This is a genomic window from Fumia xinanensis (assembly GCF_014384905.1).
Lineage (GTDB): Bacteria > Bacillota > Clostridia > Oscillospirales > Ruminococcaceae > Fumia > Fumia xinanensis.
This window is the reverse complement of record NZ_JACRSV010000001.1, coordinates 515,688-532,257: the sequence shown is the minus strand read 5'-3', so window position 1 is coordinate 532,257 and position 16,570 is coordinate 515,688. Positions and strand designations below refer to the sequence as shown.

The window sequence follows — 16,570 nt, the reverse complement described above, 5'->3', positions numbered from 1 at the left end:
GAACGGCGCCCAACGAATTAACTCTATCCCAAGCCCGGTAAAAAAGGGCTCAATTTTCTGCGATTACAACGGTAATGTTGTCGTGTCCGCCGCCCATGTTGGCTAGCTTTATCAGCGTTTCAACCGCCTGCTCCGCCTCCCTAGTTTTCAAAACATCGGCAATCTCCCCGTCGGTGCAGATATTCGAGAGGCCGTCGCTGCACAGCAATAACTTGTCGCCCGGCTCAAAATCGACTGTGAGGAAGTCCACATTCACGTCAGGCCCGATTCCCACTGCTCTGGTAATCATGTTTTTCTCCGGATGGACCCGCGCTTCCTCCGGCGTAATAATCCCTCGGTCCACCAGGTCCTGTACCCGAGAATGGTCTTTGGTGAGCTGGGTGAGTACACCCCCCTGACAACGATACAGCCGGCTGTCGCCCACATGAGCTACATATGCTTTGCCCCCGTAGAGGATCGTCAGGACTACCGTCGTACCCATTCCCGTCAGCTCGGGATGCTCTTTCGCCGTCCGGTAAATCTTCTGGTTGGCCGCATCGATGGCCCGGAGCATTACATTGCGAGTATCTTCTTCGCTCATATTTTCTGCAAAAGACGCTTTGATGCATTCTGAAATCTCCGCCTTGGCAATGGAACTGGCCCGGTCTCCACCGTTGACGCCGCCCATGCCGTCGCAGACCAGCGCAAAACCCGCACTCTGGCCCAGCGCAACGATTTTAAAAGCGTCCTGATTGGTTTCCCGAACCAGACCGATGTCTGTTTTTCCTACTATTTTCAATGGTATGCTCCCCTCTTTTCTGTTGAAAATATGAAGCTGTAATTATGGTGCTGCCAGCAATTAACGTGTTGTTTCTGCTGCTGAAGCCATGATAGGCATTTCTACGAAACAATCTCCTGCCGTCTCAGCTGTCCGCAGGCAGCATTGATATCGGCTCCCAAGGTCCGGCGAACTGTCGCGTTGATACCTTTGTCATTCAAAGTTTTTTGAAAAGCGTAAACGGCCTCTTTAGAGCTTTTTTCGAATCCCGCTTCCTCCACATAGTTGACTGGTATGAGATTTACATGGCAAAGAGTTCCCTTTAACAGCTTTGCCAAACGCAGCGCCTGCTCTCTGCTGTCGTTGACCCCTTTAATCAGCGAATACTCATAGGAGATGCGCCGGTGGGTGCGGTCGGTATAGTGCCGGCAGGCCTTGAGCAATTCTTCAATGTTCCAGCGCCGGTTGATCGGCATAATTGAACTGCGGGTTTCATCGTCGGTAGCGTGGAGGGAGATGGAAAGGGTGAGCTGCAAATTTTTGTCCGCCAGTTCGTAAATCCGGTCCACTACACCGCAGGTAGAAAGAGAGATGTGCCGATGGCTCAGATTGAGCCCCTCCGAATGGCTGACAAGTTCCAAAAAACGCAAGACGTTGTCGAAATTATCCAGCGGTTCCCCGATGCCCATGAGCACGATGTTCGACACCTTTTCACCCGTATCTCTGGAGACGGCATACACCTGTTCCAACATCTCTGAGGGGGTCAGATGCCGAATGAATCCCGCTTTTGTGGACGCGCAGAACTCACATCCCATCCGGCAGCCCACCTGGCTCGATATACACAAACTGTTTCCATGTTCATAGCGCATAAGGACCGTCTCTACATATTCCCCATCCGGCAGTTCAAAAAGGTATTTAATCGTACCGTCCAATTGAGAACTGAGTTTCCTCACAATAGAAAACGACGTAATGATAGAGCTTTCCTTCAATTTTTCCCGTAGAGCAGCAGGCAGGTTCGACATTTCGTCAAAGGACAGGACTCTTTTTTGATGAAGCCAGGAAAAAACCTGTTTAGCTCGGAATTTCGGCTCCCCCATTTCGGCGAGAAAGCGGCTCAGTTCTTCTATTGTCATGGATTTCAAGTCGATGCCCGCCAAAATACGTCCTCCTTCTATGTTATGCACCAGCCCGTCCCCAAAGACCAGGGAAGGACGACGCAGGAATATTCTTCCATCAAAGCAGCTTTTAGCTTTTGGATACCAAGTAAAATAAGAAATCCGCCTCTGCCGCTTACAGGACATCTGTGCATATTATCCCACAAATTTAACTTCTTTTCAACCTTGCCAGGAAAAATCCGTCAAAATTCCCCACCAGAGGCGATAAACTGATGTAAGAAACGGTCTTTCCCGCCACTTTTGTAAAAATCTCCGGCAGTTCATCCCGCTCAAAATCGGGATGGTTCTGTAAAAAGTCCTCCACCACCCGCTCGTTTTCATCTTTGTTGAGGGAGCAGGTGGAGTAGACAAGAACTCCGCCCTTTTTGACGTACCGGGCGCCGTTTGCAAGGATCTCCCGCTGGATGGCTGGAAGCTCGTCCACCTCAGCCTGCTTCTTATACTTGATTTCCGGTTTGCGTCGGATAATGCCCAATCCGGAGCAAGGAACATCGCAGAGCACCCGATCGGCGTCCCCCAAGTTTTCATCAAATCGGGAAGCATCCCCCATCTTCGCATGGATGCAGCTGAACCCAAGCCGTTTAGTCCCTTGTTCAATGAGCCTCACCCGATGCTCATAAAGGTCAAAGGAACAAATTTCCCCCTTATCCTCCATCAACTGAGCAATCGTAAAGCTCTTAGAGCCGGGTGCGGCACAGAGGTCAAATACCCGTTCCCCTTCCTTTGCTCCCAATGCGGCGGCACATAGCTGGGACGACGCATCCTGTACATAGAAAAGGCCTTCAGAAAACCCTGAAAGTTTCGAAATACTTCCACTGTGTTCGATGGTAAGGCAATTTTCGATCAGCGGATGAACTTCTACCGAAACACCGTCTTTTTTAAGCATTTCTACGACTTGCGAAACATTGGCCTTACGGGTATTGACCCGCAAGTTCAGAGGCGGACGGCCCATACAGGTTTCTGCCAGGCCCACGGCGGTTTCCCATCCGTAATCCCGCTCCCAATACTGCAATATCCACGCCGGGATGGAATACTCCACCTCTGCCCGGCGATATTTGTCATTAAGCGGAGGCAATACAATTCTGCACCCTCCCCGGATATAGTTTCTCAGCACCCCATTTACAAAGCCGGAGGCACTTTTTTTCCTGGACTTCTTGATGAGATTGACACTTTCGTTTACTGCCGCGGAGGATGGCACGCCGTTCATATAGGAGAGCTGGTAAATCCCCAGCTCCAATGAAACCACTACCTCCAAATCCAGCTTTTGCACCGGCTTTTTGGTCAGCAACTGAATTTGATAGTCCAGCGTCAGCTTCCGCTCCAGCACCCCATAAAATAGCCGGGAGGCAAACTGAGACTCCCGCGGCTCCATTGGAGTGGCCTTTAAAAAAGCATCCAACGTCAAATTGGAGTAGCTCCCATCACGGGCGGTCTTTAGAAGAGCCTCGTAGCTAAGCTGCCGCGCTGTCATCGGTTATTCCTGTTCCGCAGCGCCAGGAGCCGCAGCAAGTTCGCCACCGCCACAATCAGCGACGCCACATAGGTCATAGCCGCCGCCGAAAGGACTTTCCGCGCACCGCGCAGTTCATCGTCTTCCAGAATATGATCGCTTTCCAGGGTAACCAGCGCCCGGCGGCTGGCGTTGAACTCCACCGGCAGGGTGACAAGCTGAAACACGACCACAGCACAAAACAGGATGATTCCGATCTGCACCAGCAAATCCATCCCCATGATGAGTCCGATAATGGCCAGAGGAAATGCAAGGGACGAACCCAGTTGGGTCACCGGGATGATGGCATTACGGATCTTGATAGGCAGATACCCCACCTGATGCTGGATAGCGTGACCGACTTCGTGGGCGGCGACGCCGATTGCCCCCACCGATGTGGAGTTATAGGTACTGTCGGACAGACGAATGACCCCTGCCCGAGGATCATAATGGTCGCTGAGTTCCCCGGCCACACGCTCCAGCCGGATATTCTGTAAACCGTTACTGTCCAAAATTTGCCGGGCAACCATAGCGCCGGTGTACTGCCGCCGATTGGTTACTTGGCTATATTTGTGGAATGTAGATTTCACCCTGATTTGAGCGATCAGCGCGATCATCAGCGCTGGTACCACCAGCACAAAATAGTAATAATCCAAATACAAGGAATTTTCCTCCTTTGTTTATCTGAGGAACCTATTCGCCCAGAATTTCACCTTTTTCAAAGTGCTTTCCCCGGAGGAAGTCCTCAGCCGCCATCCGTTTGCCGCCCTCGTACTGAACAGAAACGAACTGGACCGCCCCATCCCCGCAGGCGACGATGAATCTTTTTTCATCGAGAAGTTCCCCAGGGGCACCTTTTCCCTCTGAAATTCTGCTCTCGTAAATCTTGAGCCGTTTGCCCTGATGCATCGTGTGGGCGGCAGGCCAGGATGAAAGCCCTCTGATGAGATTATGCACTTGCTGCGCGGGTTTATGAAAATCGATGAGAGATAATTCCTTTGTGAGCATGGGCGCGTAGCAGGAAAGAGAATCATCCTGGGGTTCCGGCTTAAGTTTTCTCTCCTCTGCCTTCTCCACAGTGGAAAGCAACACCTTCGCTCCCAGCTCAGCCAACCGGTCGTGGAGCTCATCCGCCGTTTCGTTTTCCCCAATGGGAGTGGAAATCCGCTCCAACATATCGCCGGTGTCCAAACCTTCCGCCATATACATGGTGGTGACACCGGTTTCGGCCTCGCCGTTTAGAACGCTCCACTGGATGGGCCCCGCCCCCCTGTATTTGGGAAGTAACGAAGCATGTACGTTAATACAACCCAAAGGAGGCAGCTCCAATATGGTTTTGGGAAGGAGTTTTCCGTAAGCCACTACAATGATAAGGTCAGGGGCACAGCTTTTTAGCTGCTCCAGAGCCTCATCGTTTTTGAGGCTCACCGGCTGAAAAACCGGTATATTGTGCTGAAGAGCCAATTTCTTCACAGGCGGCGGGGTCAATTTATAGCCTCTTCCCTTGGGCTTATCCGGCTGGGTAAAAACGCCGGTCACCTCATAGCCCTTTTGGATGAGAGCATCAAGGCAGGGCACCGCAAACTCCGGCGTCCCCATAAATACAATTTTCATCTATATCTTGATTTCCTTTCAATGAAATTGGGCTTGATCACCCGTTTGCGGCGCAAACTCCGGCGTCCCTCAAAAATATGCGTCTTTTAGGCAATCGGGTCAGCTATTCTGTTTACGGCGCACTGCGATTTTTCTCCGGACGGGCTTTTCTGCCGGAGCCTGCATCTCCTTTGCCTTGTCTTTGAAAATGATACCTTCCAAATGGTCGATCTCGTGACAAAATGCCCGTGCCAGCAAGCCAGTGCCGACTTTCGTATATATCTTTCCATTGCGGTCAAAAGCACGGACTTCTACCCGGTCGGGCCGCTCGACGATACCGTATTCTCCCGGACAGGATAAGCATCCTTCCGAGTCCTCCTGGCTTCCGGTGGCTCTCACGATCTCGGGGTTAATGAGCTCTATGATACCCTCCCCCACATCAATGACGATGGCACGTTTGAGCACCCCCACCTGCACAGCGGCAAGGCCGACGCCCTCATATTTATACATTGTTTCCGCCATATCGTCCAGAAGCTGGTGAAGCTTCGAATCGAAATTCTCCACCTGCCTCGATTTCTTTCTCAAAGTTTCATCTTTCTCGGTAATGACTTCTCTTAACGCCACAATGGTTCCTCCTTTTATCTTTTCGCCCTGCAAAAGGATTGTTTCATCCAAATGATTCCAAATTATCAGTGGTCTTCAGGGACTTATTTGATGCAGCCGGACAAAAATCAGTTAATTTCCCCATTAAAATCGATAGTAACGGTGTTTTTTCCAAAAATCCGGTTATGTGAAGCTTTTGACACCACCCGTCTTACCAAATCCCTAAACTTCCGGTTATTTTTGCACTTTAATATAATGCGATACCGGAATTTTCCGTTGAGCCGATAGATGCCCGCTTGGGTTACACCCAAAAGCACCACAGGAAGCTTTTCCTTCTGAGCCAAAATCTCCTGCCGTAGAAGAGCGTAAAAATCATCCGCAGATTTTTTGGCACTTTCTTCGTCGAGGCCAGAAAAGCAAACTGCCATCAAGTCACAGAAGGGCGGCTGCAAAGCTGTTTTCCGGATGGCGATCTCCTCCCGGTAGAAAGCCTCGTAGTCCTGTTTAGCAGCACTAACAATCACCGAGTTGTCCGGCGAAACGGTCTGGATATAAGCTCTTCCCTTTTTCTCATACCGTCCGCTTCTCCCCACCACCTGAGTGATAAGGGAAAAAGTTTTTTCACCGCAGCGGTAATCGTTAGAGTAGAGATACTGGTCGCCATTCAGCACGCCTACTAAGGTAACATTGGGGAAATTGAGCCCTTTTGCCACCATTTGGGTGCCGATCATAATATCCTGTTCCCCTCGCTCGAATTGAGAGAACTTTTCCTCATAAGCATAGCGGGAATAAGTCGTGTCGGTATCCATCCGGAGAATTTTCGCCCCCGGGATGCGGCTCTTGATGAGATCCTCGATCTTTTGTGTTCCCGCCCCCATGAGCTTCACATGCTTGGAGCCGCAGGATGCACAGGGAACCTGAAGCCGCTGGGAATAACCGCAGTAATGGCACATAAAGTAACCGTTCACCTTGTGGTAAGTGAGGGTGATACTGCAATTGGGGCATTTAACCGCTTCTCCGCAGTCAATGCAGACGCCAAAGGTGGAATAGCCCCGCCGGTTGATAAGGACGATGGACTGTTCACGCTTGTTGAAATTCTCGAGAAGTGCTTCCGAAAACTCGTCGCTCAAAGGCGAAAAATTGTAGTTTTGCTCCTCCACCCGCATATCCACGATACGGACGTCAGGCAAAGTAGCCGCTCCGTACCGCTCATTCAGCGTAAATAACCGATACCGGCCGGTCTTGGCATAGTAATAACTCTCTAGGCTCGGCGTCGCCGAAGCCATCAGGAGCAGGGCGTTATGTCTCACACAGCGGAATTTTGCGATGTCTCGGGCGTGATACCGTGGCGTCATGTCGGATTTATAGGAGTGTTCCCCTTCTTCATCCATGATAATCAGCCCCAGGTTTTTCGCCGGGGCAAAGACGCTGCTCCGTGTACCTATGACGATCTTTGCGTCACCCAATTTCACCCGCTTATATTCATCCAGCCGCTCGCCCAACGAGAGGCTCGAGTGCATGACTGCCACGTCATCTCCAAAATAACCCCGAAATTTCTCGAGCATTTGGGGAGTCAGAGAAATTTCCGGCACCAACATTATTACCTGTTTGCCGTCCTTGAGGGCGGCCCGAATAAGCTCGATAAATACCTGGGTCTTGCCGGATCCGGTAACGCCGAAAAGCAGCGCCGCATAAGGGGCGTTCTCCTGATACAACGACAAAAGGCCTTCAAAAACTTCCCTCTGTCCCTTGGAGAGAACAAAATCCTCTGGTGGAGTTTGGCGCTCTACTTCCTTGGGACGACGGTAAACCTCCCGGTAAAAATATTCGACGATACCCTTTTTTTCAAGGGTTTTGATTACTGCGTCAGTTACGCCGGCATGATAACAGAGTTCCTTATCCGCTGCCGCGCCTACTGTCTGCAAAACAGTCAGCACATCCTGCTGCTTTGGAGTACAGGAGAGGCTTTCCAGATTCACGTCTTCGCAGATGCGCACCATTTTCTGATTTTTGTCTCCCACCTTGCGGCTCAGGAGATTTTCCTTCCGAAGTATCCCTTTCTCCGCCAATGTATCGGCAATTTTCCGGTTTGCAGAACCGTTTTTCCCCCAGAAAAACACTTCGGATTCTCGTGGACTGGAAAGTGACTGCATTCCAGCCAAAAGAGTTTGCTCCTCTTGGCTCAGGGCAGCACGCTCCACATCGCTGAGCTTTCCGGAAGGCAAATATTCCACCTTGGCTGATACCGAAAGTCCAACCGGCAGCATACACCTGATGGCATCGTAATAGCTGCAAAAGGTCGTGTCAGCCATGTACTCTGCCAATGCAAAGCCCTCTTCGTCGAGGACCGGTTCATTGTCCAGCACCGCTTCCACCGATTTGAGGCGCACCCCCTTTGGCGGCTCACGCTCCTCCAAATGAAATACCATGCCCTGAACCGGACGGTTAGCTCTGCCGTATGGTACCATCACCCGCATGCCACGTGCTACCCGCCCGGCGAATTCCTCTGGTATCCGATAACTGTAAAGCTGGTCAAAATGGAAAAGGGCGGACTCTACCGCAACATCTGCAATCAGTTCCACCCTTACTCCCCCTTTAAACGGCTTTGTATATTCTTTTAGTCTTCGTCCAGATCCATCGAATCGGTATGGCTGATCCGGCGATCGTGGATAACGCCGATATCGTCGCTCTCTACCAGCTTATATTTTCCCTTAGCAAAATCCTCTACGGCCATTTTAACCGGCTTTTCCAACAGGATATCACCGTTGTCATCGGCCTGTTGAGCGATTTCACGGGCGCGCTTCGCCACCGCCACCACCAGGGAATAGTAGCTCTGGCCCGGTTTCAGCAGTTCCGGTACGGAAGGTCTATGCATCATAATGAAACACCTCGTTTAAAAATTCTTTCTGGTTCTCTGTTTTGAGCCGCTGGGATCGGAGTACCGCGTGGAGGTCCTCCGCTGCCTGCTCAATGGTATTATTGACAATGATATAATCATATTGCGGTGCAGCCTTCATTTCCTCGCGGGCTTGACTGAGCCGTTTTTCCACCGTCTCCATATCCTCTGTCCCCCGGCCCACCAATCGGCTGCGCAATTCTTCCATACTGGGCGGCATGACGAAAATCATCGCCGCTTCGGGGCAGCGCTCCTTGATCTGCAAAGCCCCCTGCACCTCGATTTCCAAAATCACGTCGATGCCGGCGTTCAGCTTTTGATAGACACTGTCCCTTGGCGTACCATAGTAATTGCCGCAGTAACAGGCGTATTCCAGCATGCCGTCATGGGCGATTTTTTTCTTAAACTGTTCTTCGCTCAAAAAAAAGTAGTTGACCCCGTCCACTTCTCCTGGCCTTGGAGAACGGGTAGTGGCGGAAATTGAGAGAAATACATCCTCCCTGCCGTCAAGATATTTTTGGAGGATGGTGTCCTTGCCGCAGCCAGATGGTCCGGAAAACACCACGAGAGTGCCTTTATTCATCACTCTGCTCCTCTTCGTCAGGCACTTCAGCAGTCTGTACAAAACGGTTGGCGACAGTTTCCGGCTGGATAGAGGAAAGCACTACATGACCGCTGTCCATAATGATGACCGCGCGTGTTCTCCGCCCGTAAGTGGCGTCGATCAAAACGCCGCCGTCACGTGCTTCCTGGATGATGCGCTTGATAGGCGCGGATTCAGGGCTTACAATGGTGATAATGCGGTTTGCGGAAACCATGTTTCCATAGCCAATGTTGATCAGTTTCATTTTAACATTCTTTCCTTTCTGGGAGCCGCTTCAGTTTTGTCAGCAAAGGTGCAAAACCTGTTACAAAACTTTATTTCAAACAGCTCTTATTCGATATTTTGAATCTGTTCCCTGATTTTTTCAATTTCTGCTTTCATATCCACAACCAGACGGGCGATAGCCACATCTTGTGCTTTGGAACCAATGGTATTCACTTCCCGGTTCATTTCCTGCACAAGAAAGTCGAGCTTTCGTCCCACCGGTTCACTCCCCTCAAGGAGCTCGCCAAGTTGGTGGAGATGGCTTCTGAGCCGGACTGTCTCCTCATCAATGGCGACCTTGTCAGCAAAAATACCTGCCTCGGTAACGAGCCTCGACTCGTCAATATTTTTATCCTCCAGCACCTCACTGAGCTTCTGGTAAAGTCTGTCGTAGTACTCCGACCGAAGCTTGGGCGCCCGCTCTTCCACCTGGGAGAGCATTTCTTCGATAGCGCCCCGGCGGTTCAGCACGTCTTCCCTGAGTTTTTTTCCTTCCGTCTCCTTCATAGCGACAAAGGCATCCAGAGCCGTCTGTGCCACTTCGGAAACCGTGGCCCACAGCTCTTCCTCATCCACTTCCATCCGTTTGAGGGTGAAAATATCCGAAAAGCGGAGCAAGTCAGAAAGCTTAAGATTGTCCTCTAAAGACAAAGCAGGAGCCGCCGTGCGAAGAGCATTTACATATCCCGCCGCTACCGATTGATTCACTTCTACCTGAACATCCTGCTGTCCTACAGTGTAAATAGAAAGCAAAGCTTCCACTTTGCCGCGGGAAACTGCCTCCTGTACTTTGGCCTTCAGTTTATCTTCCAAAAAAAGAAACGTTTTGGGAATTTTGGACGACCACTCGAAATAGCGGTGGTTGACCGATTTAATTTCTACCGAAATATCCCATTTGTCGTTAACGGCTTGGCCGCGGCCGTATCCGGTCATACTTCTGAGCATTTTTCAGTACCTCTGCCTTTCTGAGCGTTGCGAGGGGTGCAGACCCACGCATTAATTGATACCGTTTTATTTTAGCAGATTTTAGCCTTTTAAAACCAGAATATTAATTTCATATTCATATATTTCATATATTATTTACATATTTGCGGAAATCAAAAAAACGCTGTAAAATAATATTGTATTCACGAAAGAAGGCGGTCTGATGCAAATCGAAAAAACCCATCTTGCGGTTTTCAGCCCAACTGGCACTACCGAACAGGTCCTCCGGGCCATAGCTCCCTATTTCCCCTCACTATCCCATGAAATCGATCTTTGCGATTATCAAAGCCGGGAGCAGATGCATCGTTTCGGCAAAAACGATCTCCTAATCGTGGGAGTTCCTGTTTATGGCGGCAGAGTGCCGATTCCCGCCAGAGAGCGGTTAGAGCGCTTTTTCGGAAATGGCACTCCCGCCATCCTAGCTGCCGTTTACGGCAATAGAGAATACGAAGATGCACTGCTGGAACTGAAAAACCTTCTGGAAACAAGAGGATTTCGTGCGGTAGCAGCTGGTGCCTTCCTTGCCGAGCACTCCATTGTCCGCTCCATCGCCGCCGGGCGCCCCGACGCAGCCGATCTTCAAAAAATCAATGCCTTTGCAGAACAGGCTAGCAATAAAATAGAAGGCATCGACGATATCTCAAAAGAGCCGGAGCTTTTTGTCAAAGGAAACTTCCCTTATCGGGAATTCAAAGGCGATCCCTTTGACCCTCACGGCTTCAAATCCTGCACCGGATGCGGCATCTGCGCAGCAAAATGTCCCACAGGTGCAATCTCGAAACAAGCTCCCTGGAAAATTGACAAAAATCGCTGCATTTCCTGTATGCGCTGCGTAAAAGTCTGCCCCAATGGCGCCAGAAATCTGAGTCCAGTAAAATACGCTTCGATCCGCAAAATGCTGGAAAGCAAATGCAAAGGCAGGAAAGAACCGGAATTTTTCTTTTAAATATGTTAAAACGGAACCCGTTTGATGGGTTCCGTTTTTCTATTGCCTGTAACTTTTTCGTTTCGGTGCAGGAATTTTCTGCTCTGGCGGCTTATTTTTGAGCCAGATGGTAAACCGGGTACCTTCCTCCTCCCGACTCTGCCAGTCGATAGCACCGCCCACCAGGTCGATGATGCTCTTTACAATGGAAAGCCCCAGCCCGTTTCCATGAGAGGCGTGGGAAGTGTCCGCCTGGTAAAACTTTTCGAAAATCCGCTGTTGCTTGTCAGCGGGGATCCCCACCCCGTCGTCCGCCACCGTCACAATTACCTCGGTGCCAATCTGCCGCAGGTAAACGGCAATATTCCCGCCCTCTCCGGTAAATTTGACCGCGTTATCTATCAAGTTTACCCACACCTGCTGCATCAATTCTTCGTCGCCGAAAAAGTCTACCTTATCCAGCTGGATGTCCATCTCGATGTTTTTGGCCTCCCATCGGTTCGCAAAAAGCAGAATCGCCTTTCGAATCTGCTCGTCTAAGGAAAAACGATTTTTTTGCGGAACGATAGACTGATTCTCGATTTTTGTCAGTTTCAGCATATTGGACGATAGGTTCGAGAGCCTCCCGGATTCCTCCTCGATAATTTCCAGATAGTTTTGCCGCTCTTCGTCAGAAAGCTCCGGACTTTTAAGGAGCTTTGCAAACCCCTGTATCGATGCGATAGGAGTTTTAAACTCATGGGATACATTGGACAGAAAATCCCGCCGCATGTGTTCCATACTGCCCAGTTCCCGGGCCATCCGGTTAAAGTTGTCCACTAGTTCGCCAATTTCGTCTTCACTGCGATAGAACACCTTGGTATCGAAGTCACCTCCCGCGACCCGCTTGGCAGCAGTAGTGAGCATCCCCACCGGCTTGATAACAAATGAAATAGCAAAGCACATCAGCACACTGCCAATCATCAGGCAGAGTACCAACGTCAGAAATACCAGCATGTAGATAGGCCGCAAAATACTGCTCTCCATGTTGATAGAAAGGATAAAGTATTCTCCCGGCCGGGCGGCAATTTGACCCAAATGGAAAGTCCGGTCCTCTCCGGAGATGTATATGAGTTCCCCTCCACCGAGTTTCTGCAGCTGTTCCTCTGTTAGATGAAGCGCGTCCACCTGCAGCTGTTCATAGAGAAAAACCTGATACATGTCGTTTGTGAGAATCGAGGCGATTTTTTCTGAGGAAAGCGCTGTATCCTCGGCCAAAGCATTCACCGAATTAAGGACCTGTTCCAGATTTGTCTCCAGCGTGTCGTGGGTATAATCCTGTACCATAAATGATGTGATAAAAAAAGATAGCAGGCAGGACAGGAGGAAAACTCCGATAAAAATTAGGGCGATTTTTACTCGAATCGAGCTTCGAACACGATGTTTCATCGGCATTTCTCCGCTTTATAGCCCAGGCCTCGTACCGTGACGATTTTAAAGGCGTCTGACTCCCCGAATTTTTCCCGGAGCCGCTTGATGTGTACATCTACCGTCCGCTCGTCCGCCTCGCTGTCGTAGCCCCAGATCTCGTCCATCAGCTGCTGACGGGTAAAAATCTGCTTCGGGTAGCTCAAAAGCTTAAATAACAAGTAAAATTCCTTTTTGGGAAGCTCCACCACTTTTCCCTTGACCGCAACTGTCAGCGCGTTGTAGTCCAGCACCACGTCTCCGATCACCAGCCGATGCTCGCTGGCAATCTGCGCCCGCCTGAGGAGCGCCGCCACCCGCATGAGCATTTCGTCCATGTCAATGGGCTTGACCATATAATCGTCGGTACCAGATAAAAATCCTTTTCGTTTGTCCTCAATGGTGTCCCGCGCCGTAACCATGAGGATGGGCAGCTCACTGTCGCATTCCCGAATGGCCGCCGTCAACTCATAGCCGTCCTTGCCGGGCATCATGATGTCGCAGACCAGCAAATCGATTTTATTGCTTTCGAGAATCTGAAGGGCCTCCTCGCCGTCAGCCGCCCCGTATACCTGATACCCATCTCCCTGCAAATATGCCGTCATAAGCCGCCGTAAATTTTTATCGTCCTCCGCGACCAAAATGCAGAACATCCCATCACCTCCTTTTTACTCTGCCAACAACGAAGGCGCGAAGGGACTCCCTCCGCGCCTTTTTCATCAGTTGGATGCAGGCAGTCCGCTAACGACAGCCTTATAGGTCTCGATATTCCAAAACAGGGTGGCGTTGGCGCTGTCCACCACGGCCTGCTGAGTCATCACAGCGTTTTTCTGGGTTTTGAGCTCCATTCCCGAGGCGCGCCCCAGATTGTACTTCTTTTGCGTCTGCTCGAGCTTTGTCTGCTCAGTCGCAAGCTTCTGTTTTTCGATATTCAGAGCATTCTCCTGTTTCACAATAGTGTTGTACTGCTGCTTGAGAGAGGTCTTTACCGACTCGGTCTCAGAATCAATCTCATTTTTCTTCATCTTCCGGTCGTTGTTATCCACCCTGCGGTCGCCGGAGCCATGAGCTTTCAGGTACTCCAACTCTTTTTCCTTGTACTGAATAGTATAGCTATTCTTGACCGCTGTTTTGGCGTCGTCATCCAACTTAATTTTCTTTACATAATCCAGATCGGGAGAAGGCAGCTTGCCGAGGGTTAGTTCTGCATCGGCAGAACGCCCCAGCATTTTATTGATCTCTCCCTTCATGGACGCAACCTGATTCTGGAGGTCGGCCAAATTGTTTTTCAGTTCAGTAATGCTCTTTTCAGTCTCCGCCACATTAAGTTTTGTGGTCATCCCCAGCGAAAGCTGTACCTTCGCCGCTTTCAGGGATTCCTCCAGGCTCGACTTAGATGCTTCCAGCTGGTTCACGTTATAAAGCAGCTGATAATAGGTGGCAAACATGCTCTGTGTGGCGTTTACCAGCTGGTAATTGGCCTGCTCCAGCTGGAGCTTTGTGAGATTGAGCTGCTGGCTGTAGCTATTGTACTGGGTGGTCTGTGCACCTGCCATCGAGCCGTACATAGAACTGATCATCGACAGGGTGAGCTTTGTGCTCCCCGCCACCGCCACCACATCTGGGGAGGCTTCGGAATTATTGATGATGGAATCCATACTGTACAGAGCATTGTTTATCATGTTGTCCATATCTGAGGTGGTATCCTGGGTCGTCTCAGTCACCCGGTTAAACTTGATATTCTGAATGGTGGCTTCGTTATTTTTCACCTGCAGGTTGTTTTTCAGCACCTGCTGTTCGATATCCTTGTATTCCAGTGTCAGAGGCGCGTTTAGGGTATCCGCCGCCATAGCAGACGCCGCCGCACCTATCATAAGAGCTGACGCCGCCAGCAGCGCCGTTAGTTTTTTGCAAAATGCCATAAATGATACCTCCTAAACATCAATTGCTTCTCAAAGCATCGATGGGATTTAACTCACTTGCCTTCTTAGCTGGAGTAAAGCCAAATACGATGCCCACAGCTGCCGAAAATCCAACTCCCAGCCCGATGGCCGAGCCGGACAACACAAAATCATATCCAATGAGGGCTGCGGCCCCCAACGACAACCCAAGTCCCAACGCCAGTCCGATGAATCCCCCCAGCAGGGAGAGCATGACTGCCTCCATCAAAAATTGGATCTGAATGGTGCGGGGTTCGGCTCCCAAAGCCTTTCTGAGGCCGATTTCGGTCGTCCGCTCGGTGACCGAAACTAGCATCATGTTCATAATGCCAATGCCGCCGACCAGAAGCGCGATGGACGCAATGCCCGCCAGCATTGTCTGCATCATCCCCTGCATGGATTTCATCATGTCGAGCAGGCTGTTCATCTCGATGACCGCATAGCTGTCGTCCTTGTAGTTGAACGCCCCGTTCAGATAAGATTTGATGCCGTCCACCACACTTTGGGAATTTGCTGTAGCATCCATATACAATTCTACCGCCATAATATTTTTGGCGCCGGACAGGTACATAACGTTTGTATAGGGAATCATGATGACTTCGTTGTTGTTGGCCATAGTCGTCATAACGGAATCCAGTTTCCCTGATGTGTCAGTAATACCGACAACGGTATACCGCACCCCGTCGATGGTAATGGTCTGATTGATACCGGACTCGCTCATGAAGAGCTTTTGCTCCATCTCCCGGCTGATGACGCAGACCCGATTTCGATTTTCGATGTCCAGGATGTTGATGCCTCGACCCTCTACGACGATATCCGGGTTTCTGCGGAAATACACTTCATTTTTGCCGTCTAAAACAATGTTTTCTTCAATATTCCCCCTGTTGGGAACATCGATGGTAGCAGTCACCGTGGGGGCAAAACCCACAATACCGTCAATATCCTGCAGAGCTTCTAAATCCTTGTCAGATAAGCCCTGCTTCAACGGCGTTCCGTATGCCTGCACCACAATGGTGTTTGCGCCGACGCTTTCGAACTGCTGGTTTACGTTGTTAATGACGCCCTGTACGATAGTGATCAGGGCAATGATAGCAGTAACGCCGATTACGATGCCCAATATGGTCAAAAAGGACCGGAGCTTGTTGTGAGTGATGTTTTTCCAGGACATTTTAAGGCTTTCTCTAAGCATCTTCCAACACCCCTTCCGACAGCTTTCCGTCCAAAATCTTCACGATCCGGTGAGCGTGTTTTGCAATGTTGGCGTCGTGGGTAATCATAATAATGGTTCTGCCCTCGTCGTTCAATTCCTTGAACAGCTCCATCACCTGCTTACCCGTCTTTTGATCCAGTGCGCCGGTGGGCTCGTCGGCCAAAAGGATGGACGGCTGGGTGATGACGGCGCGGCAGATGGCCACTCGCTGCTGCTGTCCACCGGAGAGCTGGTTAGGGTAGTAGTCGATTTTTTCTCCAAGGCCCATGCGGGTGAGAATTTCCACTGCCCGCTCCCGGCGTTCCTTGGCGTGGACTTTGGCGTACATAAGGGGAAGCTCTACATTCTCCACAATGGTGCTTCTGGGGAGGAGCTGGAACGACTGGAAAATAAAGCCGATTTCCTGGTTCCTTATTTTTGCCAGCGTCACTTCATCGAGATTCTCAATCTCCCTTCCGTTTAAGAAATACTCGCCGCTCGTGGGTACGTCAAGACATCCGATAATGTTCATCATGGTGGATTTGCCCGATCCGGATGGCCCTAAAATGGAGACAAACTCCCCTTTTTCAACCGAAAAATTTACATGGTCGAGCACGGTCTGTTCCTCGCCACCGGATTCATAGCTCTTGACGATATCTTTCATCATAAGCAATTCTTCTGCCATTTTATCGCCATTCCTTTTCA

Annotated in this window: 17 protein-coding genes; 1 reads left to right on the top strand and 16 read right to left on the bottom strand. The window is 50.4% G+C overall.

What is annotated here, in order from left to right; genetic code table 11:
* Positions 1 to 49: 49 nt before the first annotated feature.
* From H8710_RS02565 to H8710_RS02515, 11 genes are all read right to left on the bottom strand, one after another.
* Positions 50 to 778 carry a Stp1/IreP family PP2C-type Ser/Thr phosphatase gene (locus tag H8710_RS02565; RefSeq protein ID WP_249293836.1) on the bottom strand — a complete coding sequence of 243 codons (729 nt, stop codon included), beginning with the start codon at positions 776 to 778 and terminating at the stop codon, positions 50 to 52.
* A gap of 101 nt (positions 779 to 879) precedes the next feature.
* On the bottom strand, positions 880 to 1,914 hold the full coding sequence (rlmN, locus tag H8710_RS02560; protein WP_283242748.1) for a dual-specificity RNA methyltransferase RlmN: 1,035 nt from the start codon (positions 1,912 to 1,914) through the stop codon (positions 880 to 882).
* Between the two features lie 166 nt (positions 1,915 to 2,080).
* Positions 2,081 to 3,403 carry a 16S rRNA (cytosine(967)-C(5))-methyltransferase RsmB gene (gene rsmB / locus H8710_RS02555; protein WP_249293835.1) on the bottom strand — a complete coding sequence of 441 codons (1,323 nt, stop codon included), beginning with the start codon at positions 3,401 to 3,403 and terminating at the stop codon, positions 2,081 to 2,083.
* Entirely contained in the window at positions 3,400 to 4,083 is a 684-nt protein-coding gene (locus H8710_RS02550; RefSeq protein ID WP_249293834.1) for a zinc metallopeptidase, read from the bottom strand. Before H8710_RS02550 ends, rsmB begins: the two co-directional genes overlap by 4 nt.
* 31 nt (positions 4,084 to 4,114) lie before the next feature.
* Positions 4,115 to 5,035, bottom strand: a complete 921-nt coding sequence (gene fmt / locus H8710_RS02545) for a methionyl-tRNA formyltransferase (RefSeq protein ID WP_249293833.1) — start codon at positions 5,033 to 5,035, stop codon at positions 4,115 to 4,117.
* Positions 5,036 to 5,134: 99 nt separating this feature from the next.
* Positions 5,135 to 5,638 carry a peptide deformylase gene (def, locus tag H8710_RS02540; RefSeq protein ID WP_249293832.1) on the bottom strand — a complete coding sequence of 168 codons (504 nt, stop codon included), beginning with the start codon at positions 5,636 to 5,638 and terminating at the stop codon, positions 5,135 to 5,137.
* A gap of 107 nt (positions 5,639 to 5,745) precedes the next feature.
* A complete protein-coding gene (priA, locus tag H8710_RS02535) occupies positions 5,746 to 8,199 on the bottom strand; it encodes a replication restart helicase PriA (RefSeq protein WP_249293831.1) in 2,454 nt (817 codons plus the stop codon).
* Positions 8,200 to 8,234: 35 nt separating this feature from the next.
* On the bottom strand, positions 8,235 to 8,495 hold the full coding sequence (gene rpoZ / locus H8710_RS02530) for a DNA-directed RNA polymerase subunit omega (protein ID WP_346727082.1): 261 nt from the start codon (positions 8,493 to 8,495) through the stop codon (positions 8,235 to 8,237).
* Positions 8,485 to 9,096, bottom strand: coding sequence for a guanylate kinase (gene gmk, locus H8710_RS02525; protein ID WP_249293830.1), 612 nt, complete (start codon positions 9,094 to 9,096; stop codon positions 8,485 to 8,487). Before gmk ends, rpoZ begins: the two co-directional genes overlap by 11 nt.
* The gene (gene remA / locus H8710_RS02520; RefSeq protein ID WP_249293829.1) at positions 9,089 to 9,361 is read right to left on the bottom strand and encodes an extracellular matrix/biofilm regulator RemA; all 273 of its coding nucleotides are present in this window, start codon (positions 9,359 to 9,361) and stop codon (positions 9,089 to 9,091) included. Before remA ends, gmk begins: the two co-directional genes overlap by 8 nt.
* An 86-nt stretch (positions 9,362 to 9,447) precedes the next feature.
* Positions 9,448 to 10,326: a YicC/YloC family endoribonuclease gene (locus H8710_RS02515; protein ID WP_249293828.1), complete on the bottom strand. Its 879-nt coding sequence runs from the start codon at positions 10,324 to 10,326 to the stop codon at positions 9,448 to 9,450.
* Between the two features lie 202 nt (positions 10,327 to 10,528).
* Here H8710_RS02515 and H8710_RS02510 point away from each other — a divergent pair, with 202 nt between their 5' ends.
* Positions 10,529 to 11,311 (top strand): 4Fe-4S binding protein, encoded by a 783-nt coding sequence (locus H8710_RS02510; RefSeq protein WP_249293827.1) that lies wholly within the window; start codon positions 10,529 to 10,531, stop codon positions 11,309 to 11,311.
* A 39-nt stretch (positions 11,312 to 11,350) separates the two neighbouring features.
* Here the strand turns inward: H8710_RS02510 and H8710_RS02505 are convergent, their stop codons facing one another.
* The 5 genes from H8710_RS02505 to H8710_RS02485 form a co-directional block, all read right to left on the bottom strand.
* Complete coding sequence (locus H8710_RS02505; protein ID WP_249293826.1) at positions 11,351 to 12,718, bottom strand: HAMP domain-containing sensor histidine kinase; 1,368 nt, start codon at positions 12,716 to 12,718, stop codon at positions 11,351 to 11,353.
* On the bottom strand, positions 12,715 to 13,389 hold the full coding sequence (locus H8710_RS02500) for a response regulator transcription factor (RefSeq protein ID WP_249293825.1): 675 nt from the start codon (positions 13,387 to 13,389) through the stop codon (positions 12,715 to 12,717). Before H8710_RS02500 ends, H8710_RS02505 begins: the two co-directional genes overlap by 4 nt.
* Before the next feature lie 66 nt (positions 13,390 to 13,455).
* A complete protein-coding gene (locus H8710_RS02495) occupies positions 13,456 to 14,658 on the bottom strand; it encodes a TolC family protein (protein WP_249293824.1) in 1,203 nt (400 codons plus the stop codon).
* Positions 14,659 to 14,677: 19 nt separating this feature from the next.
* Positions 14,678 to 15,865 carry an ABC transporter permease gene (locus tag H8710_RS02490; protein WP_249293823.1) on the bottom strand — a complete coding sequence of 396 codons (1,188 nt, stop codon included), beginning with the start codon at positions 15,863 to 15,865 and terminating at the stop codon, positions 14,678 to 14,680.
* Positions 15,858 to 16,550, bottom strand: a complete 693-nt coding sequence (locus H8710_RS02485; RefSeq protein ID WP_283242747.1) for an ABC transporter ATP-binding protein — start codon at positions 16,548 to 16,550, stop codon at positions 15,858 to 15,860. The genes H8710_RS02490 and H8710_RS02485 overlap by 8 nt, the downstream gene beginning before the upstream one ends.
* Positions 16,551 to 16,570: the final 20 nt, after the last annotated feature.

Coding starts and splice junctions, on each gene's coding strand:
- rsmB (WP_249293835.1), bottom strand. CDS start 3,403: ATGACAGCGCGGCAGCTTAGCTACGAGGCTCTTCTAAAGACCGCCCGT.
- fmt (WP_249293833.1), bottom strand. CDS start 5,035: ATGAAAATTGTATTTATGGGGACGCCGGAGTTTGCGGTGCCCTGCCTT.
- rpoZ (WP_346727082.1), bottom strand. CDS start 8,495: ATGATGCATAGACCTTCCGTACCGGAACTGCTGAAACCGGGCCAGAGC.
- gmk (WP_249293830.1), bottom strand. CDS start 9,096: ATGAATAAAGGCACTCTCGTGGTGTTTTCCGGACCATCTGGCTGCGGC.
- remA (WP_249293829.1), bottom strand. CDS start 9,361: ATGAAACTGATCAACATTGGCTATGGAAACATGGTTTCCGCAAACCGC.
- H8710_RS02515 (WP_249293828.1), bottom strand. CDS start 10,326: ATGCTCAGAAGTATGACCGGATACGGCCGCGGCCAAGCCGTTAACGAC.
- H8710_RS02510 (WP_249293827.1), top strand. CDS start 10,529: ATGCAAATCGAAAAAACCCATCTTGCGGTTTTCAGCCCAACTGGCACT.
- H8710_RS02505 (WP_249293826.1), bottom strand. CDS start 12,718: ATGAAACATCGTGTTCGAAGCTCGATTCGAGTAAAAATCGCCCTAATT.
- H8710_RS02500 (WP_249293825.1), bottom strand. CDS start 13,389: ATGTTCTGCATTTTGGTCGCGGAGGACGATAAAAATTTACGGCGGCTT.
- H8710_RS02495 (WP_249293824.1), bottom strand. CDS start 14,658: ATGGCATTTTGCAAAAAACTAACGGCGCTGCTGGCGGCGTCAGCTCTT.
- H8710_RS02490 (WP_249293823.1), bottom strand. CDS start 15,865: ATGCTTAGAGAAAGCCTTAAAATGTCCTGGAAAAACATCACTCACAAC.
- H8710_RS02485 (WP_283242747.1), bottom strand. CDS start 16,550: ATGGCAGAAGAATTGCTTATGATGAAAGATATCGTCAAGAGCTATGAA.